We start from the raw sequence: 26,113 nt of genomic DNA on the forward strand, positions 1-26,113 counted from the left end.
ACGTGCGTGAGACGGTGGTCATCGCTCAAGACGGCTCGTTGCTGGTGGCTTATGTGGTGCCAACGGATGAAGCGCTGGTCGATGCCGATGAGCAAGCTCATCAGGCACTGCAGCGCCGCCTCAAGGTACACCTGAGCCAGCACTTGCCGGAATACATGATTCCGCAGCACTGGTTGCTGCTGGCGAAGATGCCGGTCAGCCCGAACGGCAAGCTCGAACGCAAGGCTCTGCCGAAGGCCGACCTGAGTGTCAGCCACAAGGTTTACAGCGCCCCGACCAGCGCCACCGAACAAGCGCTGGTGGCGATCTGGCAGAGCGTGCTCGGCCTGGAGCAGGTCGGCATTGACGACAACTTCTTTGAACTGGGCGGCGACTCGATCATCTCGATCCAGGTGGTCAGCCGTGCGCGTCAGGCCGGGATTCACTTCAGCCCGAAAGACTTGTTCCTGCACCAGAACGTGCAGAGCCTCGCGGCGGTGGCCAAGGTCGGCGTGGCCGGCCCGAGCATCGATCAGGGGCCGGTAAGCGGTGACAGTCCGCTGTTGCCGTTCCAGCAGTTGTTCTTCGACAGCGCCATGATCGATGCCCATCACTGGAACCAGTCGGTGTTGCTCAAACCGCGCGTTGTACTTGAAGCGGCGCACGTCGAGCAGGCCTTGCAGGCGCTGCTGGTGCAGCACGATGCCTTGCGTCTGTCGTTCCGCGAGCGCGACGGCGTGTGGGCCGCCACTCACCGAGCGCCACAGGCTGAAGCGGTGCTTTGGCAGTACGACGTGGCTGACGCCCAGGCACTGCAAGAACTCGGCGAACAGGCCCAGCGCAGTCTCGACCTGGCCCATGGCCCGTTGCTGCGTGCAGTGCTGGCGACCCTGGCCGACGGCAGTCAGCGTCTGTTGTTGGTAATCCATCACCTGGCGGTCGATGGCGTGTCGTGGCGAATTCTGCTCGAAGACCTGCAACAGGCGTATCAACAGTTGCAAGCCGGGCAGGCGATCAAGCTGCCGGCGAAAACCACGGCGGCGAAAAACTGGGCGCAGCGCCTGCAAAACTACGCCGCGAGCCCGGCGCTGCAAGCCGAGCTGGGCTTCTGGCAGGCGCAACTCGAGGGCGCGAACGTGGGGTTGCCGCAAGACCATGCCGACGGCGCCTTGCAAAACCGTTACGCCGCCAGCGTCGAAACCCGTCTGGACAAAGAGCGGACCCGTCGTCTGCTGCAACAGGCCCCGGCGGCCTATCGCACACAGGTCAACGATCTGTTGCTGACGGCGCTGGCGCGAGTCATTGCGCGCTGGACCGGTCACCCGTCGACGCTGATCCAGCTCGAAGGTCATGGCCGCGAAGACCTGTTCGACGACCTTGACCTGAGCCGCAGCGTCGGCTGGTTCACCAGCCTGTTCCCGATCAAGCTGACCGCAACGGCTGACGTGGCGGAGTCGATCAAAGCGATCAAGGAACAACTGCGGGCGATTCCGGCCAAGGGCATCGGTTTCGGCGCTCTGCGTTATCTGGGCGATGCCGCCGCGCGCCAGACCCTGCAAGCGCTGCCGATGCCGCGCATCACCTTCAACTATCTGGGCCAGTTCGACGCCGGCTTCGCCGAAGACGGCGCTGCGCTATTCAGCCCGTCGGGTGAACCGTCCGGCGCCGAGCAAAGTCCGCTGGCGGCCCTGGGCAACTGGCTGACTCTCAACGGTCAGGTGTACGGCGGCGAATTGAGTGTCGGCTGGACCTTCAGTTCGCAGATGTTCGACACCGCGACCATTCAGACGCTGGCCGATGCCTACGCCACCGAGCTGAGCGCATTGCTGGAACATTGCTGCCAGCACGACAGCCACGGCGTGACGCCGTCGGACTTCCCGTTGGCGCAGCTGACGCAGTTACAACTCGATTCGCTGGCGCTGGCACCGCAGCAGATCGAAGACATTTACCCGCTGTCGCCGATGCAGCAGGGCATGCTGTTCCACACCCTGTACGAGCAACAGGCCGGCGACTACATCAACCAGATGTGCGTCGACGTTCAGGGGCTGGACATCGAGCGCTTCCGCGATGCCTGGCAAGCGACACTGGACACGCATGATGTGTTGCGCAGCAGTTTTGTCTGGGACGGTGAATTCCAGCGTCCGGTGCAGGTGATCCACAAGCATTTGCCGGTGCCCTTCACTGTGCTCGACTGGTCGGGTCGCGATGACGTGACGCACGCTATCGCCGCGCTGGCCGAGGCTGAGCAGCAACAAGGCTTTGAGCTGGGCGCCGCACCGCTGTTGCGTCTGGTGGTGGTGAAAACCGCCGCCAATGCCTGCCGTTTGATCTACACCAGCCATCACATTCTGATGGACGGCTGGAGCAACTCGCAGTTGCTCGGCGAAGTCTTGCAACGCTATAGCGGTCACGCGCCGGCTGCGACTGGCGGACGTTATCGCGATTACATTCAGTGGCTGAACCGCCAGGATGTGACGCTGAGCGAGACCTTCTGGACTGCACAATTGGCGGGCCTGCAAGAGCCGACCCGACTGGCCCGGGCATTTGCTGCCGTGGCACCGCGCAGTGGCCATGACGAGCGTTTTCACGTGCTGAATACCGAGCGCACGCGCCGGCTCAATGAGTTTGCCCGTGGTCACAAAATTACCCTCAACACCCTGGTGCAAAGTGCCTGGCTGTTGCTGCTGCAACGTTACACCGGGCTCGACACGGTCAGCTTCGGCGCAACGGTGTCCGGGCGTCCGGCACAACTGGCGGGTGTCGAGCAACAGATCGGGCTGTTCATCAACACCTTGCCGGTGATCGCCACCCCGCGTGCCGAGCAACCGTTGAGTGAGTGGTTACAACAGGTGCAGGGGCAGAATCTGGCCCTGCGCGAGCAGGAACATACACCGCTGTTCGAAATCCAGCGCTGGGCCGGGCAGGGCGGTGAAGCGCTGTTCGACAACATCCTGGTGTTCGAGAACTACCCGGTGTCCGAAGCCCTGCAACAAGGCGCGCCGCAGGATCTGCGTTTTGGCGAAGTGGCCAATCGCGAGCAGACCAACTACCCGTTGACCCTGGCGGTCAGCCTCGACGCGCAGTTGTCGATGCACCTGAGCTTCGACCAGGCGCAGTTCGACGCTCGCTCGGTCGAGCAACTGGCAGCGCAACTCGATCATTTGCTGCAACAGATGGTGCAGGCACCGGCATCGACTTGCCTCGGTGAGCTTTCACTGGCCGTCGGGCCAATGCTGGAGGTTGTCGATGCGCCGGCCAGCGAACAATGCGTGCATCAGTGGTTCGAGCAGCAAGTGGCACAAACCCCTGACGCCATCGCACTGATGTTCGAAGACCGTCAGCTCAGCTACGCTCAGCTCAACGCCGCCGCCAACCGCGTTGCGCATGGTTTGCTGCAGCACAACGTGGGGCCGGACGTGCTGGTGGGGATTGCGGCGGATCGCTCGCTGGACATGATCATCAGCCTGTTGGCGGTGCTCAAGGCCGGGGGGGCTTATGTGCCGCTCGATCCGGAATATCCTGCCGACCGTCTGCTGGCGATGATCGAAGACAGTGGTCTGCGTCTGATGCTCAGCCAGCAACATTTGCTGCAACGTCTGCCTTCGGTGAGCGGCGTCGTCACGCTGGCGGTGGACGACGCGAGCTGGCCACAGACCGAGAGCAATCCGTCAGTGACTGTCCACGGCCAGAGCCTGGCCTACGTGATGTTTACCTCCGGTTCGACCGGGCGACCAAAAGGCGTTGGCATCAGCCACGTCACACTGGCCCGGCATACTCGGGTGTCTGAAGCCTACAAGGGGTTGTCGGCCAGCGACCGGGTGCTGCAATTCGCTACGTTCAACTTCGACAGTTTTGTCGAGCAGGTGTACCCGGCGCTGATCTGCGGCGCGGCGGTGGTGTTGCGTGGCAACGAAATCTGGGACAGCGAAACGCTGTATCAGCAGATCCTCGACAAGGACATCAGCGTCGCTGACCTGACCACCGCCTACTGGAACGTCGTGGTGCAAGACTTTGCCGATCACGGCCCGCGCGATTATGGGCGTCTGCGTCAGATGGTGGTGGGCGGTGAAGCGATGCCGCCGCAAGGCATTGCGGCGTATCAGCGTGCCGGTCTGCACCAGGTGCAATTGATTAACGCCTATGGCCCGACCGAAGCGACGGTAACCACTACCGTGCTTGATTGCGGCGATTATGTGCAGGGTGAAAAGCCGCTACCGGCGGCACTGCCCATCGGGCGCGCTTTGGCCGGTCGCTCGATTTATATCCTCGACAGTACCGGCCAGCCGGTGCCCGAGGGCGTGGTGGGTGAATTGCTGGTGGGCGGCGAACTGCTGGCGCGCGGGTATTTAAAGCGTCCGGATCTGACTGCCGAACGTTTCATTCCTGATCCGTTCAATGCGGCGGGCGGCCGCTTGTACCGCACCGGTGATCTGGCGCGGGTCAATGCCGAAGGCCTGATCGAATACATCGGTCGTATCGACCATCAGGTGAAAGTACGCGGCTTCCGCATCGAACTGGGCGAGATCGAAGCCTGCCTGCTGCGCCAGCCTGCAATCCGTCAGGCATTGGTGCTGGCGCAACCGGCTGCGGGCGGTCAGCACCTGGTGGCTTACGTTGTACCGCACGACAGTGCGGCGGCCGATGAGGCGCATCCGCAACAGGCCGAGCTTCTGCGCGCACTGCGCGATGGCCTGAAAACCAGCCTGCCGGATTACATGCAGCCGAGCCACGTGTTGCTGCTGGCGCAATTGCCGATCGGGCCGAGCGGCAAGGTCGATCGCAAAGCGCTGCCACTGCCGGGCAGCCTGCTCTCGGACGCCACTTTCGTGGCCCCGCAGGGTCTGCTCGAAGAGCAGATCGCCGCCATCTGGCGGGAAGTGCTGGAGCGTGAGCAGGTCGGGCGTAACGCGCACTTCTTCGAGGCGGGTGGCCATTCGTTGCTGGCAACGCAAGCTGTGTCGCGACTGCGCAAGGTCACCGGGCTGACCGTGAGCCTGCGTGATCTGTTCGGTGCCCCGGTGCTCAAGGATCTGGCTGCCGTCATGCAAGCCAATGTCGGTTCGGCGCTGGCGGCATTCGATTCACGTCAGGTGGAGCTGACCGCGCACGGGGCGAAAACCACTGCACCGTTGTCGCTGGTGCAACGCCGTTTGTGGATTGCCGAGCAATTGTCCGGCGGTAGCTCCGCTTACGGCATGCCGATGGCGCTGCGCCTGCGTGGCGAGTTGTCGGTCGAGCGTTTGCTTGGCAGTTTCGCTGAGGTGGTGCGCCGTCATGAGGTGCTGCGCACTGCGTATGTGCAAGACGATGAAGGTGATCCGATTGCACTGATCGTCGCCGAGGTCGAGCTGGACTTCCCGTTGATCGACCTGTCGGCGCTGTCGCGCAGTGATCAGGAAGAGCAGGTGGCGCAAGCGGTGCTCGACAACGCCAACACCCCGATCGACATGGAGCAGGCGCCGCTGTTGCGCGGACGCATTCTGCATCTGGGGCCGACCGAGCACGTGCTGCTGTATTCGATGCACCACATCATTTCCGATGGTTGGTCGATGGGCGTGTTGATCAATGAACTGGTGCAGATCTACGACCGCGTCAGCCAGGACCAGGCGCTGAATCTGCCGGCGCTGGCCGTGCAGTATTCGGACTTCGCCTTGTGGCAACAGGCGCTGGAACAACAGGGTGTGCTGGGCCAACAGGCCACCTTCTGGAAGGCGCAGTTGAAGGGCTATAACGGCCAACTCAGCCTGCCGATGGACAACCCGCGCGGGACGGTTGCGTCCTACGCCGGTGATGCGGTGCAGTTCGCCCTGGGCCGCGAATTGAGTCGTGGCGTGAAGGCATTGGCTGCGCGTTCGGGTGTCACGCTCTACAGCACGTTGCTGGCGTCGTTCCAGGTGCTGTTGCACCGGGTCGGCGCGGGTTCGGATGTGCTGGTCGGTGCCGATGTCGCCGGGCGCGAGCGGGCGGAGTTGGAACGCTTGATCGGCTTCTTCGTCAACGTGTTGCCATTGCGTTCGCAATTTGCCGCCGATGCCTCGTTCGGCGGTTTCCTCGCGCAGACACAGGCGACGTTGCTGCAAGCGCTGGAGCACCAGGACCTGCCGTTCGACATGATCGTCGACGCGTCCGGTGTGCCGCGTCACAAAGGCATGAACCCGCTGGTGCAGGTGCTGTTTGTGATGAATAACCTGCCGGGCCGCACCCAGGCCATGGGCGGTTTGCAGGTGGAAGCGCTGCCGTTGCTGCAGACCCATTCTAAATTCGACATGGCATTGTTCGTTGACGAAGAAGAAGGGCAATTGCTGGGTAATTGGCAATTCGCCACAACCTTGTTCGGACACGAGCGCATTCAGTACCTGGTGAAGGCCTGGATAGCCCTGTTGGAACAGATCGTCGCTGATCAGGACATTCAATTGGGAGCTATCAGCATGCCAGTGGACAATTTAGCAGTGGCCGCCAAACCCGCTGCCCCCGGACCCAAGGCCGACAAACTGGGCAAGTTCCTCAAGCGCGGTGCCGCACCGGTGGCCAAGGTTCGCCCGACGCCGATTCGCGAATCGCTGATCGCCGCGCCACAGCCGTTCCCGTTGCTGATGGAGCCGAACGAGCCGCAATTGGACTTGATCGAGTGGATCAAGCGCAACCGACCGCTGATCGAAGAAAAACTCGCGACGCACGCCGGCATTCTCTTCCGTGGTTTCGAACTCGACGGCATTCAGGGCTTTGAAGCCTTCGCCGAAGCGATCCAGCCGGGCCTGTACGGCCAGTACGGCGATCTGCCGAAGAAAGAGGGCGGCAAGAACACGTACCGCTCCACGCCGTACCCGGAACGCAAGATGATCCTGTTCCACAACGAGAGCTCGCACCAGGATCGCTGGCCGCGCAAGCAGATGTTCTATTGCGAACAAGCGGCGCCGGTTGGCGGTGCAACGCCGGTGGTGGACTGCCGTCTGATGTACGAAAAACTGCCGGCAGATTTGCGTGACAAGTTCGAGTCCAAGGGCTTGCTGTATGTGCGCACTTTCACCGACAAGCTCGATGTGTCGTGGCAGCACTTCTTCAAGACCGAAGACCGCGCCGAGGTGGAAGCACGTTGCCGCGCCGGGGGGATCGAATGGCGCTGGCTCGACAATAACGAACTGCAAACCCGCACACCGGGGCCGGCGATCATTCGTCACCCGATCACCGGCGCCAAGTCGTTCTTCAACCAGGTGCAACTGCACCACATCTACTGGCTGGAGCCGGATGTGCGTGAAGACCTGTTGTCGATGTTCGGCCCCGAGCGCATGCCGCGCCACGTGTATTACGGCGACGGCACACCGATCGAAGATGAGGTGATGCAACGCATTGGCGATCTGTATGAAGAGTGCGCCGTGCGCTTCGACTGGCAAAAGGGTGACGCCATTCTGCTCGACAACATGCTGGTGGCGCATGCCCGTGACCCTTTCGAGGGGCCGCGCAAGATTGTCGTGGCGATGGGTGACATGTACGACCACGGCGATCTGCAAAACAGCCGTGGCGAGGCGGTTCGCCAACACGTGGTGAACACCGAGGAGAGCGGGGCATGAACGAAATGATGGATCAAGAGGACGTGGGACAAGCGTTGACCCCCGAGCAACAGATGCTCTGCGATCAATTGCCCAAAGCGGCGTGCTGGGCCGATGCCGCACGCTTTCTGCGCATCGACATCGGTGGCGTGTTGGCGCCACAGCGTCTGCAGGCAGCGTTTGACAGCCTGCTGGCGCGTCAGCCGATGCTGCTGGCGCGACTGGCCAAGGCCCCGGGTTTTCACGGTTTGCGGCAATTCACCGACGTCGGCGAACGTTTTCCGCTCACCGTACAGACGTCACCCGCCAGCGAGGCCGACATTCAAGCGCAAGTGACCGAGTGGGCTCAGCGCGCATTTGTGCCCGGTGAGTCGGCAGCCCTGCAAGCGGTGCTGTATGCGCTGCCGGAACAGCGTTGGACGCTGGTGCTGGGCGCGGCGCGTTGCAGTCTCGATGACCGCGCGCTGGGCTTGATCTATGAGCAATTACTGCTGGCCTATGAACACGGCGAGCTGCCGGAAGACGAGGAGGCGGGTGAGTTCTCGCAGTATCTGGAATGGCGCAGCGAGGTGATTCTCGATGAGGACGCCGCCACCGCTCGCACCTATTGGCAGGAACACCTCAAGGGAGTCAATGCAACGTTGTCGACACCTTGGCTGGCCGCGCGTCGAGCCGATGCTGTGGCCAGTGAAGCGGCAACGTTGCACACGTCGCTGGATGCCGCGCTGGTGACCGGTCTGCAAAACCTTGCGCAATCCCTAGAACAACCGTTGGCGCTGCTGATGCAGAGCGCCTGGGCGCTGTTGCTGGCGCGTTTGAGCGGTCGCGACGAAGTATTGCTGGGCTGGCGTCACGATGGTCGTGAAGATTACCCATATTTCGCTGGCGCGGTCGGCGTCTTTGAAAAAACCTTGCCGCTGAATCTGTCGGTCAACACTGAACAATCGTTCGCTCAGTGGCTGCCGAGTCTGGCAGCACATCTGGAAGAACATCGGACCTGGCAGGAATACTGGGCGCCGGAACTGCAACCGGCGGCGGCACGTCCGGCCTATGGATTTGCCGTACAGCATCTGTCACCAGCGCAGTCGGTAGCGGCGCTGCAATGGTCGGCTCAAGGCGTGGAGACCGGACGCGGTCACGTATTCGAGTTGCTGATGCAACTGCAGCAGACAGCTGAGGGCGATGTTCGAGGTCTGGCGCTGGAGTACGCCGTGCAGCGTTACAGCGCGGCTTCGATGCAGGTTTTGCTCGAACAATACCGCACGCTGCTGGGCAATCTTCTGGGCGATGCCGACGTGCTGCTGGGGCAGGTCAGCCTGCTGAGCGAGGCTGAGCGTCAGCGTGCCCTGGCGTTCAATCCAGCCGCTCAGGCATGCGCCGATACACGTTTGTTGCCGCAGCGTATTGCCGCGTGGGCGCATTCCACTCCCGAGGCGCTGGCACTGACCGATGAAGCCGCCAGCCTGACGTATGCGCAGTTGCAGGCACAGGTCGAGCGACTGGCGGCGGCCCTGCATGCCGAGGGCGTGAGCAGTGGTTCGGTGGTCGCACTGGCGTTGCCGCGTTCGGCAGCGCTGGTGGTGGCGATGCTCGCGATCTGGCGTGTCGGCGCAGCGTATTTGCCGCTGGATCGGCAATGGCCGCTGGTGCGTCAGCAGTTGATGCTGGAACAGGCCGGCGCTGAATGGCTGTTGGCCGAGCCGGCACAATTGAGCGAATGGCCTGCCAGTGCAATCAACGTGCGCACGCTCGAGCAGCTGCTGGAAAACGCCGCCGCAGCGGCACCTGAACGTGAAACTCAAGGTGCTGATCTGGCTTATGTGCTGTTCACTTCCGGTTCGACCGGCGTGCCGAAAGGCGTGTTGATCGAGCATCGGCAATTGTTCAATTACACCGCCAGCGTCAGCACGGCGCTGGGTCTGAATGCGCTGCGCCACTTCGGTTTCAGTTCGACCGTGGCGGCGGATCTGGGCAACACCGCGCTGTTCGGCGCCTTGTTCAACGGCGCCGCGTTGCATGTGGCCAGCGACGAGCAGATGCAGGACGCGCGATTGTTCGCCGAGTACCTGCAACGTCATGCCATCGATTGCCTGAAGATCGTCCCGTCGCACCTCGCCGCGTTGCTCGACAGCGACACCGCGTGCCTGCCGCAAACGCTGGTGCTGGGTGGCGAAGCGATTGCCGCGCCGCTGCTGCAACGCATCGCTCAGGTGCGCGGTGATTGTCAGGTGTTCAACCACTATGGCCCGACCGAAACCACGGTCGGCGTGCTGGTGCACAAAATTGTGCCCGGGCAGGATGCCGGGCGGCTCGGCCAGGTGCTGGACAACAATAACGTCTACGTGCTCGACACTCACCACCAATTGGCACCGGTAGGCGCGCTGGGCGAGCTGTACGTGGGCGGTGCGCAGTTGTTTCGCGGGTACGTCAACGTCGAGCCCGAAGACGGTCTGCTGATCGACAATCCGTTCATCGAGGGTCAGCGCTTGTACCGCACAGGTGATCTGGCGCGCTATCTCGCCGAGGGTGGAATCGTCCTGCACGGTCGCCGCGATCATCAGATCAAGGTGCGGGGTTTCCGCATCGAGCTCAGTGAAGTCGAAGCGCAGCTGCTGCGTGATCCGGCAGTGGCCGAAGCGCTGGTCATCGCTGGCGACAGCGCTGAACAGGGTTTGCAGGCATTTGTGGTCGCACGTCACGGACTGTCGGCCGATGGCCTGCGCGAGCAACTGGCGCAGCAATTGCCGGCGGTGATGGTGCCACAGCAGATTCGTTTGCTCGAACGGCTGCCACGTCTGGCCAACGGCAAAATCGACCGCAAGGCCCTGCAGCAACTGGCCAGCCAAGGCATCGAGGAAGATTACCTGGCACCGCGCGATGCGCTGGAACAATTGTTGGCCGGGCGCATGGCGCAGTTGCTCGGGCAGGAGCGGCTGGGCGTCGAACGCGACTTTTTCGCCGCCGGTGGGCATTCGTTGCTGGTGATCAAACTGGTGGCAGGCATCCGCAAGCTGCTGCAGTGCGAGATCCATCCGGGCGTGGTCTTCGACCATCCGACCGTAGCGGGTCTGGCACATGCACTGCGTAGCCAGGAAGCAACGCCTGGGCAATTGGACAAACTGGCCCAGGCGCGGGTGCGGCTGGAATCGATGAGCCCGGAAGAGAAAGCGTTGCTGACCGAAAAGGCTCGTCAGTTACAAGCCGCCAAGGTGGCCCAGGACGTCTGATAGCTCATCGATAAACAAACCGCCGCCTGACCGCGGCGGTTTTTTTTAATTTATTTCACAAATGATAAACAAACGCATTCCGGTTTTATCGGTCTGTACCGTCTTACTAACGTAAGCGCGTGAAGCAACTCGCAAAAAGGCCTTTGCCGTTGGCTGGGACCACGCGGCGACACACGGATTTTTCATGCATTCCCATCACCGGCCCGCGCCTGGCGCGTGCGACTGCTGCCCGGGGAGGGGCCAGTCGATCGATTCACATGAGTGAACGATTGCGCGGCGGGTGTGCATTTTCAAGGGCGCCTGGCGGCCCGCTGGCTTTTCCACTTCGACCAATAATAGAGAGCACAATGTCCGCAATTCACGAATTGAAACCCCTGTTCAAGGCCTTGGTGATGTCCCGAACGTTGCGCTCGCGCTCCGTGATGGCGGGATTGAGCATGGCGTGCCTGTTGCCGCTCAGCGCTCAGGTGCACGCCGAGGACAAGTCTTTCAACATCGCGGCTCAATCGCTGCCCCAGGCTCTGCAAGCGTTCGGCGAGCAGAGCAACATGCAGGTCATCTACAACGCCGATGACATGGCTGGCCTGAAAAGCTTTGCGGTCAAAGGCTCCATGACGCCTCAGGCGGCGATCGGCGAATTGCTGCGTGGCACCGATGTGCGTTTCACCGTGGAAGGCAACACCCTCATGCTGGTGCGCAGTGGCACCACCAAAGGCATGGAGCTGGGTGCCACCACCATCAACGCCGCCGCAATGGGCGCCACCACCGAAGGCACCAACTCCTACACCACCGGTGCGGTGACGATTGGCAAGGGCCAGCAGAAACTCAAGGATATCCCGCAGTCGGTCAGCGTCCTGACCCGCAAGCGCATGGATGACCAGAACGTCACCAACCTGACACAAGCCGTTGAAGCCACCACCGGTCTGACGGCGCTGAAATCGCCTGGCCCGGGTATTTTCATCTACTCCCGTGGTTTCGACATCGAAGCGATCCAGTACGACGGCGTGCCGATCCCGCGTAACGTTTATGCGCTAGGTAGCTACATCACCGAAAACATGGCGATCTACGACCGCATGGAAGTGATCCGTGGCGCGGCCGGCCTGTTGCAGGGTGCCAACAGTCCCGGCGGTGCGATCAACATGGTGCGCAAGCGCGGTCAGGCGACGCCGACTGTCACCCTGACCGGCAAGGCGGGTAGCTGGGATCGCTATGCCTCGCAGGCTGACGTTGGCGGCCCGTTGAACGATGCCGGTACCATTCGCGGCCGTGCGGTAGTCAACTACGAAAAAGATCACTCGTTCACCGACTACGCCTGGAACTGGGAACAGACCGTCTACGGCGCTCTGGACTTCGATCTGGACGAAGACACTGTGCTGGGTATCGGCTTCAGCAACAAGAAGAGCCACGGTCGTCCGTACCTGCTGGGTCTGCCGCGCTACGCTGACGCCAGCAACATCAATCTGCCGCGTTCGACTTACACCGGTGCCACCTGGAACCGTTCGATGAACGACCAGACTGCCGTTTACGCTGACCTTGAACACCACTTCAACGACAGTTGGAAAATCAAGGCATCGGCCATCGCCATGAACGAATCGAACGAGGCGACCTACCAGTTTATCGCTGGCGTGGTTCCGGTCGGTGGAAGCACCGGCCCGCGTTTTTCCGACTACGCGACGGACTTCGCCAACAAAAACCGTGCGTTCGACGTGTACGTCGATGGCCAGTTTGAGGGCTTCGGTTTCAAACAGGGTCTGACCGTGGGTGCCAACTACTCCAAGTTCACCAGCGATGACAAATACGCACGCCAGTTCACCCCGGGCGTGGACGTCTTCGACATTGATCACAACCGTCCGCAAAAATCATTCGACATGATCGCTGACGCGGCCAACCTGGCCGTGAGCACCTACGATGTTCGTCAGAAAGGCATATACGGCAGCTGGAAGGTCAACCTGACCGAGCCGTTGACCCTGATCCTGGGCGCGCGCACCAGTTGGTATGACTTCTCCTTTGACCAGGACAACTACTTCGCCCGCGAACTGCAGGAAGGTGGCGAGAAGAACTCGATCACCAGCACCGGTCGTGTGACCCCTTACGTCGGCATGGTGTATGCGCTGAACGAGCAATGGTCTGCTTACGGCAGCGTTGCCGAGGTGTTCATTCCGCAAACCCAGTTGACCAAGGAAAAGACTGCGCTCAAGCCTGTCGAAGGCACCAACTATGAGCTGGGTATCAAGGGCGAACTGATGGATGGCCGCTTCAATACCTCCCTGGCATTGTTCCGTTACATCCAGAAAAACCGCGCGGTCTCCGATCTTTCCACCGATATCGAAAGTCCGGAAGCCTGTGGCGGCTGGTACTGCTCGTTGGCGTCGGGCAAGGTCCGCAGTCAGGGTCTGGAAGCGGAAATTGCCGGTGAACTGTTCGATGGCATGCAGATCTCCAGCGGCTACACCTATAACACCACCAAGTTCCTCGAAGATGCAGAGCTGAAAGGCAAGCGCTTTGCCACCGGCACACCCATGCACATGTTCCGCCTGTGGGGTGATTACACTCTGCCGGGTGACTTCAACAAAGTCAGCGTTGGTGCCGGTGTAAACGCCCAGAGCAGCACGCTCAGCTTCGACCGCAGCTTCGATCTGCCGGGCTTCGCCATCTGGGGTTCGCGCGTTGCCTACCAGGCCACCGACGAGGTCAACCTGGCGGTCAACCTGAACAACATGTTCGACAAGCGTTACATCGTTCCGGCCTTCGCCCAGATCAACAGCAACAGCTACTACGGCGACCCGCGCAACGTGATGTTCAGCGTGACGTACAAACCGCAGTTCTGATTCTCCGGCAATGAAAAACCCGGCTTGCATTGGCAGGCCGGGTTTTTTATTGCCCAGAATTTGTTGCTCCCAGGATTCGGACTAAAGTCGTTGTTCCACTTTGTAACCGTCGAACTCAAGTTCAATGATTGCTTTTTTACCTTGTTTGGTAATGCAGGCGATTCTTAGCGGTTCTTTGATAGTTAGGGGGCTGAATAAATATTGTTCGTCGTAAAGATGGAGGTCGGCAATGATCGTGACGGTGTCGCCAACCTCAAAATTAACGGGATCGATTTTTGTGAAGATTTCAGTGTGGTTGAGAATCTTCGAGCTGGCGGATCCACCGTAAGTGCATTCAAATTCGAAGGTTGCCAATGCGGGAGTGGCTTGCCTCACAGCGAGACCGTGATATCTGGATTCTTTCTGCGTTCCTGTATCCAGATGTCTTTTTATTAGAATGGGAGCCCCATTCTCTATATCCGTATTTGAGGACTGTTGTATTTTTGCAACGACGTTGCTGTACTTTTCTTCATGAGTACTTTTTATTTTTCTCATGGCGGCAACGTCGTAGATGCTCGTGTCATTAGTGACGACATGATGCTCGTAACACATCAGAAGCAAGTTCTGAAACGTCCGTCGCTGTGCGTTTGATCCATTTACGTTGAAACGCTGACCGCCTTCCTCTGCGGCTTCTATATGGCAAAGTTGACCGATGAAATCCCCGTTGGCGGCCATTATTCTCTTCTCGCACTCAGGGAAGGCACATTCGTTTCCGGATTTCAAATACAGTTCGCGCAGAACGCTACCCAAAGGTTGTAATCGTTTAACTTTCTCGGTCATAAAATAGTCTTGAGGTTGGATCGCCGTCACACGTAGTGCGTACGTCAGAGGAGAGGTATTTTTCTAGCGTAGCAAGGGCCTGAGGAGCTGCACACCCTATCTTTGAGGTATTGGCTTTTAAAAAAGGAAACCCCGCCAATCCAGGATTGCCGGGGTTTTCGGTTTGCACAGAGGCTCAGCGAGCCTGGCTACTGTTCAGGAATGTTTTGATCAGGGAATCGAGCAATTCATCCTGGAAGATCATGCTGCGGTGTTCCAGTGGCACCAGGTGCGAGCAGTTCAGCTCGCCGGACTGGCTGTAGCGCTGGATCAAAGCCTGGCTGAACGCCAGTTCTTCTGCGGTTTTTTCCGGCACGGCCCACCAGCAGCTCGGTTTGACCCGCAGCGGTTTGTAGGTGAAGGCCTCGAACGCTTCTACCAGTCGGTCATGCACCGAGAACGCCTGGGCGTTCATGACTTCACTCTTGATGCTCTGCACGATGGCCAACACATCGCCCTGACCCGGCTCGATCTGACCGGCGGCCCAGTCGTAAAAATCTTTGACCGTGCCCTGCGGTGATGCTTGCAGGTAGGCGGCGGTTCGTAGCGCCAGGGTCGGGAACAGCAGGTTGAAGTAATGCACGGCGTCGAGAACTTCCTCGGTTGTGCCGCTGAGTGCTTCCTCATCGACCCGCTGGAAGCGCGGCATGTCGGCCGGAAAGGCCACCGCTGGAATGGTACCGTCGACCAGCCCCAGAAACGCCACTTCATGGCCCTGACTTTCCAGCGTGGCGGCGATGTCCATTGCCAGTGCACCGCCCAACGACCAGCCCATCAGATGGTAAGGCCCTTGTGGCTGAGTGCTGACGATTTCTCGGCTGTACGCGGCGATCATTTGCGCCCAGGTCTGTTCGTCGTTGTGCTGCTCCGAAAAGCCACGATGCATCACGCCGTAGACTTTGTTGCCTGCGTTCAGACGTTTGGCCAGCGGCTGATAACAGAACACGAAGCCACCGCTTGGGTGCAGGCAGAACAGGGCCGGCGCATCGGCAGGTGCGCTGTTGAGTTCGACCACGCATTGCGCGCTTTCGAAGTGCTGGCGGGCGATGAACGCCGACAGCTCGGCAATGGTCGGATTGGCCAGGAGCGCTTGCAGGCGCACCTCGATGTTCAGCTGAGCCTTGAGCTGGCCGATCAGCTGGATCGCCAGGATCGAATGCCCGCCGAGTTCGAAGAAGTTGTCGGTAACCCCCACGCGTTCAATGTTCAGCGACTGTTGCCAGAGTGCGACGAGGGCCTGCTCCAGCGGATTGGCCGGCGCCACGTAGGTGCGTTGCCAGAGGCTGGCGTCCGGCTCGGGCAGGGCTTTGCGGTCGAGTTTGCCATTGGCGTTGAGCGGGAAACGTTCGAGGAACAGCAAGTGGCTGGGCACCATGTAGTCGGGCAGTTGCGCACGCAATGCAGAGATCAACCGGTCACGCAGATCCGCCGAGTCATCGGTGATGACATAGGCCACCAGTTGCAAGCCGCCAGGGCCTTCGTGGATCAGCACGGCGCAATCCTGAACTTCAGGCTGATCGAGCAGACGGGCCTCGATTTCGCCGAGTTCAATGCGGAAACCGCGAATTTTTACCTGATGATCAATGCGTCCGACGTACTCGATGCTGCCGTCGTTGCAGTACTTCGCCAGATCACCGGTGCGGTACAGACGCCCGCCAGGAACGCTGTCGAACGGGTCGGGAATGAACCGCGTGGAGGTCAGGTCGGTGCGGTTGAGGTAACCGCGAGCGAGTCCGGCACGACCGATGTAAAGCTCGCCGGTGCAACCTTTGGCGACCGGTTCGAGTGCTTCATCGAGCAAGTACCAGGACAGATCGGTGATCGGCACGCCGATCGGGCTGGCCGATTCTGTATTGAGGTCGGCCATCGACAATGGACGATAGGTCACGTGTACGGTGGTTTCGGTAATGCCGTACATGTTGACCAGTTGCGGTGCATGATCGCCAAAGCGTTCGAACCACGGGCGCAGGCTTTTCACTTCGATCGCTTCGCCGCCGAAAATCACGTAACGCAGCTGTTGCGTCAGCGTCTGGTCGGCGGCGCAGGCGACTTTCATCAACTGTTTGAACGCCGACGGCGTCTGGTTCAGCACGCTGACTTTTTCTTCGCAGAGCAGGGTGTACACGTCTTGTGGCGAACGGCTGACCGCGTGCGGCACGATCACCAGACGTCCTCCATACAGCAACGCACCGAAGATCTCCCACACCGAGAAATCGAATGCGTAGGAATGGAACAGGCTCCAGACATCGTGCTGATCGAAGCCGAACCAGCCTTCGGTGGCTTTGAACAAACGCACCACGTTGTGATGCGGCAGCAGCGCGCCCTTGGGTTTGCCGGTCGAGCCGGAGGTGTAGATCACGTACGCCAGGTTGTCCGGCTGCATGGCAACGTTTGGATTGTGTTCGGGGTGATCGGCCAGGGCCGCTTCATCATCGAGCAGCACGCAGCGCACGTGGGGCGGCAGTGGCAATTGTTCGCGCAGGTGTGCCTGAGTCAGGACCCAGTCGATGCGGCTGTCTTCGATCATGTAGGCAAGACGGTCGGCCGGGTAGGCCGGGTCCAGCGGCACATAGGCACCGCCCGCCTTGAGAATCGCCAACAGGCCGATAAGCATCTGTGGTGAACGTTCGGCAGCGATACCCACCAGCACATCCGCGCCGACGCCGTGGGCGATCAACTGATGTGCCAGCCGGTTAGCCTGGCGATTGAGTTCGGCGTAACTGACCTGCTGCTCGCCGAAGGTCAGCGCGATGGCATCACCGGCCCGTGCCACTTGTGCTTCGATCAACTGGTGCAGGCACAACGACGGATTGATTCGGGTCTGTTGCGGGTTCCATTCGGCGAGAGTCTGCTGCTGTTCCTGCGCGTCAAGCAGTTGCAGCTCGTTCAGTTGCAGGCCAGGGGCCTGGAGCAATTGTTGCAGCAGGTTTTGCCAGTGACGACCCATGCGCTCGACGGTCGCCGGGGTGTACAGGTCGCGGCTGTATTCGAAGGTCGCGACAAGGCTTTGCGGGCTGAAATCAACGTCCAGCGACAAATCGAATTTCGCCTGGCTTTCACCGGCATCGAGAAATTGCAGGTGCAACCCGCCCCATTCCACTGCGGCCGGTTCGGCACCGCCGGTGCGCCAGTTGAGCAGCACTTGAAACAGCGGATTGAGCGATGCGGCGCTGCCGCGTTGCAACTGATCGAAGAGCAACTCCAGCGGGTAATCGGCATGCTCCAGCGTCGCCAGCGAGTGGGCGCGCAAGCTTTGCAGAAAGTCGCGCACCGGTTGTTGGCCATCAAGGTTTGCCTTGTACACCTGGCTACTGACGAAGAAACCTACCAGTTCCTGACTGTCGCTGCGATTGCGGCTGGCGTTGGGCACGCCCACGGTGAACTCGCGTTGCTGGCTGTAGCGGCTCAACAGCAGTTGCCAGGCGCCCATGACGACCACAAACGGGGTCAGCCCTTCGCGCTGGCAGAAGCTGTTCAGGGCTTGCACATCCCTCGACGCAAGGCTGAAGGAATGCCGGCCGGCGAGATGTTGCTGTCCTTCGCTGCGTGCGTGATCGGTTGGCAACTCCAGCACTGGCAGATCGCGACCCAGATACTGGCGCCAGTAATGATCGGCGCGTTTGCAGGCCACGCTGTCGAGATATTCGCCGCGTTGCCATTGTGCGTAGTCACTGTATTGGATCGGCAACTCGCTCAGCGTCGGGCTGATGCCGGCGCTGGCTTGCGCATAGGCGCGGGCCAGGTCCTGCATGAGGATAGCGTTCGACCAGGCATCGGAAACGATGTGGTGCATGTTCAGCAGCAACACATGTGTGCGTTCACCGGTCTTGATCAGAGTGGTGCGAATCAGCGGTGCGCGGCTCAGGTCGAACGGCTGCAAGGCCTGGGTCTGAACGCGTTGTTGCAGGTGCATCTCGCGCGTTTCTGCGTCGAGGCTGACGAGGTCCTGGCGCTTGAGATTCAGGCGCGTCGAGCGCTCGACCACTTGCACCGGGACGCCGTCGATTTCACGAAACGCACTGCGCAGAATGTCGTGGCGGTCGATCACCGCATTGAGCGCGTTTTCCAGCGCCTGCGGATCCAGGTCGCCGTCCAGGCGCAAGGCACGGGGCAGGTTATAGGCGGCATTCGCCGGCGCTTGTTGCTGCACCAGCCACAGACGTTGCTGGGCATACGACAACGGTGCCTGATCCAGACGGCTGCGCAGCGCAGTGGGCTGATCCGCATCCGTCGCGTCGGCATCGGCCAGCAGCAAGGCCAGCAGGTCATCATCAAGAAGTTCGTTCATGGTTTTCTCTAAACATTCGACAAGGGCAAGTGCGGCTCAGCAAGCCGCTGCCGGGACTTTTTCGCTGATGACCTGGCCGCCTTGCATGCGCACCAGTTGGTCGGCGACGTCGAAATAACGGTCGTCGTGGGAAATCACGATGATGGTCTTGCCCAGGTATTTGAGTTCCGGTAACAGCTCGGTGTAGAAAATTCGCCGGAACACCGGGTCCTGGTCGGCCGCCCATTCGTCGAACACCAGCACCGGACGCTCTTCCAGCCAGGCGTTCAGCAGCGCCAAACGCTTGCGTTGACCGGTGGACAAGTCAGTGGTGCTGAACGCGCCGTCACGGATGCTGACCTTGTGCGAGATTTCCAGGCGCTCGAGGTAACGGTTGGCGTCTTCAGGCACTTGTTGGTCGCCCTGCACCAGCTCGTCGAACAGGTAGTAGTCGGCAAAAATCGTCGTGAACAACTGACGATAGTCGTCACGATTTTCGGCGACGACCGGAGCACCGTTGAGGATGATTTCCCCGCCCTTGGGCGCATACAACCCCAGCAGCAATTTGATCAGCGTGGTCTTGCCGCCGCCGTTTTCGCCAACGATGAAAACGATTTCGCCCTGGCTGATCGACAGGTTGACCGGGCCCAGGGTGAACGGTTTGTTGTTGTCGACTGCCGGGAACGCGTAATGCACGTCGCGCAATTCCAGGTGCTCGACCACAGGTTTGGCCATCGCGGTGTCGCTGAGCAGCAGATGCGGCTCGGGCGAAGAAAATTGTTCAGCCAGGTCAGCGATACGCTTGAAGGCGATATTGGCGCGGCTGACCACCGGCAGGGTGGTGACCAGATATTCCAGCGGGCCCTTCATGTACAGCAGCACCAGGACGAAACCACTGAGCACGGCTTTATCGGTGCCCAGCCAGAAAGATTGCAGGGCGAGGGCCAGGCCGATTACCACAAAGAACAGCATCGAACCGAAGGTCTTGGCCACCACGAACGTGTTGATCGAACGGATGTGCGTGTTGCAGATGTAATCCGCCGTGCCTTCGATGCGCTGGCTGAACATGCGCTGGCGACGCGGGCGATGGATGCGCAGTTCCTTGGCGCCGGCCGCGATGGCGCTGTAGTGCTTTTGCAATTCGTCTTCGGCTTCACGAGCGGCTTCAAAGCCCTTGATGCCCTTGGCCCTGGCGACATACTGCACGACGGTGCCGATAATGATCGCGACCAGCAACAGGGCGAACATCGGCACCGACAGGTAAGCCAGATAGCCCAGGCAGCCGAGGGTCACGGTGAAGGCAATCGCCAGTGGCGCGAAAGAAAACGCAAAATCGCTGACGGTGTCGACGTCGTGGGTCAACACCGGAATCAAGCGATGGCTACGGAAGCGTTCGATCTGTTCAATGGGCGCCAGCAGGACCTTTTCGCCGAGGGATTTGCGCAAGCCGGCGATGATGTGTTGGCCGACATGATTAGTGCCGATGTCGGACAGAATCGAGCTCAGCAACGCCAGCGCGCAGAGGCCGGCAAAACTGGCGAGCACACTGAGCGAAGGGCTGCCATTGGCATTCAGGGCATCGTTGATCGTGGCCAGCAACGCCGTGACGCTGAGGCCGCCGACCATGCCGAGCATGATCGACAACATCACCACCAGCCGATAGGGCTTGAGCAGACTGAGAACTTCGCTGATGGCGCCACGGGATTTAGTGGTCATGGGGTATTCCGCTGTTGGAGGCCGCTTGCGGCGATGATTCGAAAGAGACGCAAGGCGCCGGCGGGCAGGCCGGCGCCAGGTGGATCAGAGGTCGCGGGCTACGCGAAAGCCCAGCCAGTCGCCGCGCACCTTGGGATACACCGCGTTGCGATTGCCGGAACGTGAGAACACCGGCGCTTCGCCCCAGTCGTTGCCGCGAATGCGCTGGATCTTGCAGTCGCCGGCTTGCCAGGCGCTGCCATCGCCGGGTGCGCCGACGTAGTTTTCGTTGTAGCAATCGGCCGTCCACTCATACACGTTGCCGTGCATGTCGTAGACGCCAAAGGCGTTGGCCGGAAAGCTGCCGGCCGGCGCGGTAAAGTTGTAGCCGTCAGCGGCACCATAGGTGTTGGCGTGTTTGGCGATGCTGTATTCCTTGCCCTCATCGAACGGGAAAGGGAAGGGCCCGCTGCTGCCGGCGCGCGCGGCGTATTCGCGCAGCGACTCACTGACCAGGCGGTATTGTTTGCCGGTCTTCTTCGACAGCCAGGCGACATACGCATTGACCTCGGCGAAGTCCATGCACACGGCTGGATGTTTATCGGTGTACTGCTTACGTGGATCGCTGCCCTGGTAATCGGGAATGCCGGCCTTGCACGTGCGGCCCGGGCGATCGTCGCCATCGGGCATTTGATAGCCGGTGTCCTTCAGGTAGGCGTCCCATTGGCCCCTCAACACCTGGAAGCGGCTGATTGCCAGCGGTTTGGCAAAGGTCACCGGGTGCATCGGACCTTCATCCGGCTCGCGGCCAACTTCGTCATCCGGGGTGCCCATGGTGAAGGTACCAGTGGGCAGCACGACCATTTCCGGGCAGTCCTTGCAATCCTTGAATACTTTGCCCGGCTTGAGCGGTTCAACCGCTTGCGCAGTGCCCGGTAACACGCTGGCGAGCAAGGCCGCCAGGCCCAGCGCAGGAAGTGATTTCAGGGAAAAATTACGCAGCTCACTGTTCATCATTTCTCTCGATAACAGGTGGAAAGAGGTTCGCGGTGCTTACAACTGGGTAACGAGCACGGCCATGAAACGGTCGATTTCCTGTTCGTTGTTGAGCAGGCCCGGGGCGCTACGGATCACCGGCCCGACGTCGCGTTCAACGGCATCGGCGATCACCCGGTTTTGCATGAGGTAGGCGGCGATCTTGTCGCAGTCCCTGCCCTTGACCCGGAAGAAGGTAAAACCGGCGGACAGTTCCGGGCTCAGTGGCGTGACCAGTTCGATCTGCGGGTGTTCCTGAAGGCGTTTTTTCAGGTAGCTGTTCAAGCCGTGGATGCGCGCCTGAACGTCGGCCTTGCCCAGTTGCAGGTGCAATTTGAACGCTTCAGTCAGGGCCCAGCGGTACTCGAAAGAGTGGTAGCCGCCGGGCGTCATGGTGGTGGAAAACGCCGTTGCTTCAGAGAAGGTCGGCGTGATCGGCGTGACGTATTTGACCTCGCTGCTACGGTTGCAAACGATGCCGGTGCCACGTGGGCCGAACATCCATTTGTGTGTGCCGGCAATAAAGAAGTCGCAGTTCATCGCCGGGAAGCTCAGGTCGTCGACACCAAACCCATGCACGCCATCGACCACATAAATGATGCGGTTGTCGTCGCTGCGACCGCGGTTGTGCTTGTCGACCAGCGCGCCGATGTCGGCAATCGGCAGTTTCATCCCGCTGCCCGAATGCACCCAGCACATGCCCAGTACGCGGGTTTCAGGGCGGATGTTGCTGTCGATGGCGGCGAGGATTTCAGCTTTGGTCGCGGTCTGCGGGTCCTTGAACAAGCGAATTTTGCGCACCTTGGTCCCCTCGCGCTGGGTGCGCAGGGCAAGAATGTTGTGGGTCGCGTAATGCTCGTGATACGTGGTGAGGACTTCCTGATCCGCGCGCACATGGGCGCCGCCGTAAATCATCGTCAGGCCTTCGGTGGTGCTGCCGGTGAGGGCGATCTGTTTGGCATCGGCCTGCAGATAGCGACCGGCCCAGACGCGCACTTCTTCCTCACGTTGTTCAATGACGCCCAGGTCCCAATCCATCGCCAGCCCCGGATTCTTGTCGAGGGCCGCGCGGTGCCTCTCGATGGCCTCGCGCACCGGCTTCGGGTGCGAAGTGATCAGGAAGTTGGAGAAGTGCAGGCAGGCCGGATCCTGATCGAACAATTGGCGCAGTTGCGTCCATTTGTCGCCAGAGGCCGTTGGCGCTGCCGCGGTGGCAGGGGTGGCGGCGCAGGTCAGCCCGGAGGTCAGCGGCAGGCCGGCGGCGAGAATTCCGGCCTGTTTGAGAAACGTACGACGATCACTCATGGCTTGCTCTTGTCCTGCTGTGAAATCAGTGCGGGGCGGGCGGCTTTCTGCACCTGATCCCAGACGCGCAGGAAGTTGCCGCCCCAGAGTTTGGCGATGTCGGCTTCGGAGTAGCCGCGCGAGATCAGTTCGGCGGTGACGTTGCGAATGTCGCCGACGTTTTCCCAGCCTTTGACGCCGCCGCCTTCGTTGAAGTCGGAGCTGATACCGACATGGTCGATGCCGATCTTGCGCACGGTGTAGTCGATGGCGTCGCCGTAATCCTTGAGCGTGGCCTTGGGCTCTTCGTCGAGGATCGCGTAGAGGCGGCTGGCGTACTGGCCGAACTTGGCCTCGGGCCAGGCGGCGATGATCGGGTCGCCCGGCATCAGCGCCACGGCAAGGTTGGGCAGTGGAGGCAGGTCGAAGCCTTTGCGCAACTCATTGAGCTTGTCCTGGGTGGTCTGGGTCAGCGGTCGCAGGTATTGCGAGAAGCCGACGACCTGAACCACACCACCACTGTTCTTGATCAGTTGCAGCTCTTTGTCACTGAGGTTGCGTGGGATATCGACCATCGCACGGGGGGCGGAATGGGACGCGACCATCGGCGTGCGGCTCAATTGCGCGACTTGCTCCAAAGCCTTGGTCGACATTTGTGAAACGTCGATGATCACCCCCAGATCATTGAGGCGCTTTACCGCTTGTTTGCCGAGTTCTGAAAGACCGTCGAGCGCGTCCGGCGAATCATTGAAGAACGGCAATGGGCGCGACGAATCGGCCCAGTCGTTGTTGCCGATGTAGCTGAAGCCAAACATGCGCATGCCGCGCGCTGTCCACAGGTCCAGCAGGTTCAGGTCATGGCCCAGTGGATAGGCGTTGAGCATGCTGATGAAAATGGCGAACTTGCCTTCACCGTGCAGACGGCGGAAGTCGTCCGGGGTGTAGGCGATACCCACTTGATTGGGGAAGTCGCGGACCATGCCGGAGATGATTTTGTAGCGGATTTCCTGCTGATTACGCGCCTCGTCAACGAAACCGGCAGTGGGCTTGTGCGGCGCGTTGGCGCCGTTCCACAGTTCTGGCCAGCCGAAAATCGTCAGTGCAGCGCCGGACAGTTGGCCGCGATTGGCCTTGATCAGGTCGAATTGCCCGGCACCGTCCTTGTCGGCTTCATTGCCCTGGGTACCGAAATCCTGCAGCACGGTGATGTGGCTGTCGAAAGAGAGCATCCGCTCATGCAGCTCGCGCGCCTGTTCCATGACTTTGACCGGATAACCGGGGTTGTCCCTGAACCAGTAATCCCAGGCTGCGAAGCCTGCGCCGGCGCTGATCGCCAAGGCCAGCGGCAGGCCAATCAAAAGAGCCTTTTTCGAACGTGGTTTTGTCATTGCCATCTCAGTCAGGTTCGCCGTCGAGGTGCTGGCGCAGAGGCCATTGCTATCTGGAAAGAACGAGTGATTGGCCGTGGAATTTAGGTTGCCGGGCTAAAAGATCGCCGCCTTCGACGGCACATGCCGGGGCATCTATTGCATGCAGGAGTCGGCGAAGGCGGCGATCTTTGCAAAGCCACATAAATTTACCCACCCAGCAAACGTTCTAGCTTGGATAAAGCCTGCTTCATGGCTGACACAGGTAGGGCAATGAAGATTTCTCGACGATGGTTCATGGCAGGCCTGGCGCTGACTGGCGCTGCTGTGCCTGCGGCTTATTTTGGGCATCGTGAATGGACGAAGCCGGACCCGACGATCACCCCCGGCGAAGCGTCGTTTGACGTCGCCGACGTCGCCGGACAACGTCTGGCAAACAAATTGCGCGGTGTCTGGGATATCCGTTTTGAAGGTCGTGACGCCGGTCTGGATGGACTGCCGGCGAGCGGTCTGCAGGTGTTTCTCGACATCGGCCAGAAGGGCCGTGGGGTCTGTGGTTTTCTCGATACGCCGCAACGATTGCGCTCCGGTGAAACACCGCGTTACCGAATTGTCGGCGACCTCGCCGCAGCCAATGCGGCGAAACTGAGCTGGCGCCTGATCGGTGCCAAGGGGCAGATCGACTATGAGCTGGAAATGGTCCTCGATGAGGTCTGGGCCGATTTTGGCAATGCCGGCAGCGGCACGCTGAGCGGACGCGCTTTGCGTCTCGACCGGCCCTTGGCGCTGTTGGCTCAGGACAACCGGTTTATCGCGGTCAAACGGATGTTTCCGGAAGCGCGACAGACCACGCCGCTGCACCCGACGTTGCTGGCCTGGCTGATTGCGCCCGAGCATCGGCTGTTTCACCAGGTCTGGCATGCTACCCGTGACAAGTGGCACACCCTTGATGAAGACAAGCGCAATGCCTTGCGCGGCATCGGCTGGCAACCCGGCCCACGCGACAAGGAGCGTGATGCCCGGGGTGACCGCAAGGACCGCAACGGTTCCGGTGTCGACTTCTTCTTCATGCACCGCCACATGCTCGGTACGGCGCGCTCGATGCAGGACCTGCCGTCCTGGCAATACTTTCCGCTGCCGCAGCCGGAATTGATCCGCGATCGTGTCGGTTTCGCCAATTACTTCGACAACCACGACGGAACGGCGCTGCCGCCAACCTGGCTGGCCGATGGTGATGGCGAGTACAGCCAGTGGGTCAGCGACATCAAGACCGCAGAAACCTACGAAAGCAACTTCCAGGTGTGGGAGTCGCAGTACCGCGATCCAGCCTATCTGGCCAAACTGACCCTGGGCCAGTTCGGTTCTGAAGTGGAGCTGGGCCTGCACGACTGGTTGCACATGCGCTGGGCCTCGGTGCCGCGTGATCCGTCCAACGGCCAGCCGGTGCCGTTTGCCCGCGACCCGGCGGATTTCGCTGCGCGTTGGTACGCGGCGGAAAACGACTTTCTCGGTGATCCGTTTTCATCCCACGTCAATCCGGTGTTCTGGCATTTTCACGGCTGGATCGATGACCGCATCGAAGACTGGTTTCGCGCGCACGAGCGTTTCCATCCGGGCGAAGTCACCCGCCAGGTGGTCAATGGCGTGCAATGGTTTGCACCAGGGCGCTGGAACGAGGTCGATGACCCCTGGCTGGGGCCGACCACTCACGGCTGCAGCACCACGCCGGGGTTGCAGGTGGGAAAGTCGGTGGAAATGGACCCGGAAACCATGAAGCTGGCGCTGCGCATCACCTTCATCAACGACGAGAAGAAACTCGCCGGGCTGTTTCGCCGCGTGCCGCAACGGCCATGGTATGCGCGCCATTTGAAAGCCAAAAAAACCCAGGCCTGAGTGGCGCATCAGCGTCTTTCGCGAGCACAGTTTGACCGCGTTCCTGCAGTTGAAATGCGGTCCCTGCAGGAGCGAGCCTGCTCGCGATGGCGGTGGGTCAGACGCTGAGATTTTGCATGTGCCGGCCTTATCG

Annotated in this window: 10 protein-coding genes; 4 read left to right on the plus strand and 6 right to left on the minus strand. The window is 60.6% G+C overall.

The genetic code is table 11. The features are described 5' to 3' along the window. The 3 genes from PMI37_RS30020 to PMI37_RS30030 all read left to right on the plus strand — a co-directional run. Window positions 1-7,547, plus strand: a 7,547-nt coding sequence (locus PMI37_RS30020; protein WP_045123350.1) for a non-ribosomal peptide synthetase, incomplete at its 5' end; no start/stop codon positions are given. Beyond that, complete coding sequence (locus PMI37_RS30025) at window positions 7,544-10,753, plus strand: non-ribosomal peptide synthetase (RefSeq protein ID WP_008088611.1); 3,210 nt, start codon at window positions 7,544-7,546, stop codon at window positions 10,751-10,753. The genes PMI37_RS30020 and PMI37_RS30025, both read left to right, overlap by 4 nt. Window positions 10,754-11,100: 347 nt before the next feature. Next, entirely contained in the window at window positions 11,101-13,581 is a 2,481-nt protein-coding gene (locus PMI37_RS30030; RefSeq protein WP_008088613.1) for a TonB-dependent siderophore receptor, read from the plus strand. 81 nt (window positions 13,582-13,662) lie between these two features. Here the strand turns inward: PMI37_RS30030 and PMI37_RS30995 are convergent, their stop codons facing one another. From PMI37_RS30995 to pvdM, 6 genes are all read right to left on the minus strand, one after another. Next, window positions 13,663-14,400, minus strand: coding sequence for a hypothetical protein (locus tag PMI37_RS30995; protein ID WP_052635329.1), 738 nt, complete (start codon window positions 14,398-14,400; stop codon window positions 13,663-13,665). A 175-nt stretch (window positions 14,401-14,575) separates the two neighbouring features. Further along, on the minus strand, window positions 14,576-18,727 hold the full coding sequence (locus tag PMI37_RS30040) for a non-ribosomal peptide synthetase (protein WP_008088615.1): 4,152 nt from the start codon (window positions 18,725-18,727) through the stop codon (window positions 14,576-14,578). Window positions 18,728-18,763: 36 nt separating this feature from the next. Beyond that, window positions 18,764-20,422, minus strand: a complete 1,659-nt coding sequence (locus PMI37_RS30045) for a cyclic peptide export ABC transporter (protein ID WP_008088617.1) — start codon at window positions 20,420-20,422, stop codon at window positions 18,764-18,766. Between the two features lie 84 nt (window positions 20,423-20,506). Beyond that, window positions 20,507-21,415, minus strand: a complete 909-nt coding sequence (gene pvdO, locus PMI37_RS30050) for a dihydropyoverdine dehydrogenase (RefSeq protein WP_008088619.1) — start codon at window positions 21,413-21,415, stop codon at window positions 20,507-20,509. A gap of 39 nt (window positions 21,416-21,454) precedes the next feature. Continuing rightward, window positions 21,455-22,741 carry a pyoverdine-tailoring periplasmic protein PvdN gene (pvdN, locus tag PMI37_RS30055; protein ID WP_008088621.1) on the minus strand — a complete coding sequence of 429 codons (1,287 nt, stop codon included), beginning with the start codon at window positions 22,739-22,741 and terminating at the stop codon, window positions 21,455-21,457. After that, on the minus strand, window positions 22,738-24,108 hold the full coding sequence (pvdM, locus tag PMI37_RS30060) for a pyoverdine-tailoring dipeptidase-like protein PvdM (RefSeq protein ID WP_008088623.1): 1,371 nt from the start codon (window positions 24,106-24,108) through the stop codon (window positions 22,738-22,740). Before pvdM ends, pvdN begins: the two co-directional genes overlap by 4 nt. A gap of 252 nt (window positions 24,109-24,360) precedes the next feature. Here pvdM and pvdP point away from each other — a divergent pair, with 252 nt between their 5' ends. Beyond that, complete coding sequence (gene pvdP / locus PMI37_RS30065; RefSeq protein WP_008088625.1) at window positions 24,361-25,980, plus strand: pyoverdine maturation tyrosinase PvdP; 1,620 nt, start codon at window positions 24,361-24,363, stop codon at window positions 25,978-25,980. Window positions 25,981-26,113: the final 133 nt, after the last annotated feature.

The sequence above is a fragment of the Pseudomonas sp. GM80 genome (assembly GCF_000282515.1).
GTDB lineage: Bacteria > Pseudomonadota > Gammaproteobacteria > Pseudomonadales > Pseudomonadaceae > Aquipseudomonas.

Excerpts from the sequence above, each read along its gene's own strand:
- PMI37_RS30025 (WP_008088611.1), top strand. The coding sequence starts at position 7,544 with ATGAACGAAATGATGGATCAAGAGGACGTGGGACAAGCGTTGACCCCC.
- PMI37_RS30030 (WP_008088613.1), top strand. The coding sequence starts at position 11,101 with ATGTCCGCAATTCACGAATTGAAACCCCTGTTCAAGGCCTTGGTGATG.
- PMI37_RS30995 (WP_052635329.1), bottom strand. The coding sequence starts at position 14,400 with ATGACCGAGAAAGTTAAACGATTACAACCTTTGGGTAGCGTTCTGCGC.
- PMI37_RS30040 (WP_008088615.1), bottom strand. The coding sequence starts at position 18,727 with ATGAACGAACTTCTTGATGATGACCTGCTGGCCTTGCTGCTGGCCGAT.
- PMI37_RS30045 (WP_008088617.1), bottom strand. The coding sequence starts at position 20,422 with ATGACCACTAAATCCCGTGGCGCCATCAGCGAAGTTCTCAGTCTGCTC.
- pvdO (WP_008088619.1), bottom strand. The coding sequence starts at position 21,415 with ATGAACAGTGAGCTGCGTAATTTTTCCCTGAAATCACTTCCTGCGCTG.
- pvdN (WP_008088621.1), bottom strand. The coding sequence starts at position 22,741 with ATGAGTGATCGTCGTACGTTTCTCAAACAGGCCGGAATTCTCGCCGCC.
- pvdM (WP_008088623.1), bottom strand. The coding sequence starts at position 24,108 with ATGACAAAACCACGTTCGAAAAAGGCTCTTTTGATTGGCCTGCCGCTG.
- pvdP (WP_008088625.1), top strand. The coding sequence starts at position 24,361 with ATGAAGATTTCTCGACGATGGTTCATGGCAGGCCTGGCGCTGACTGGC.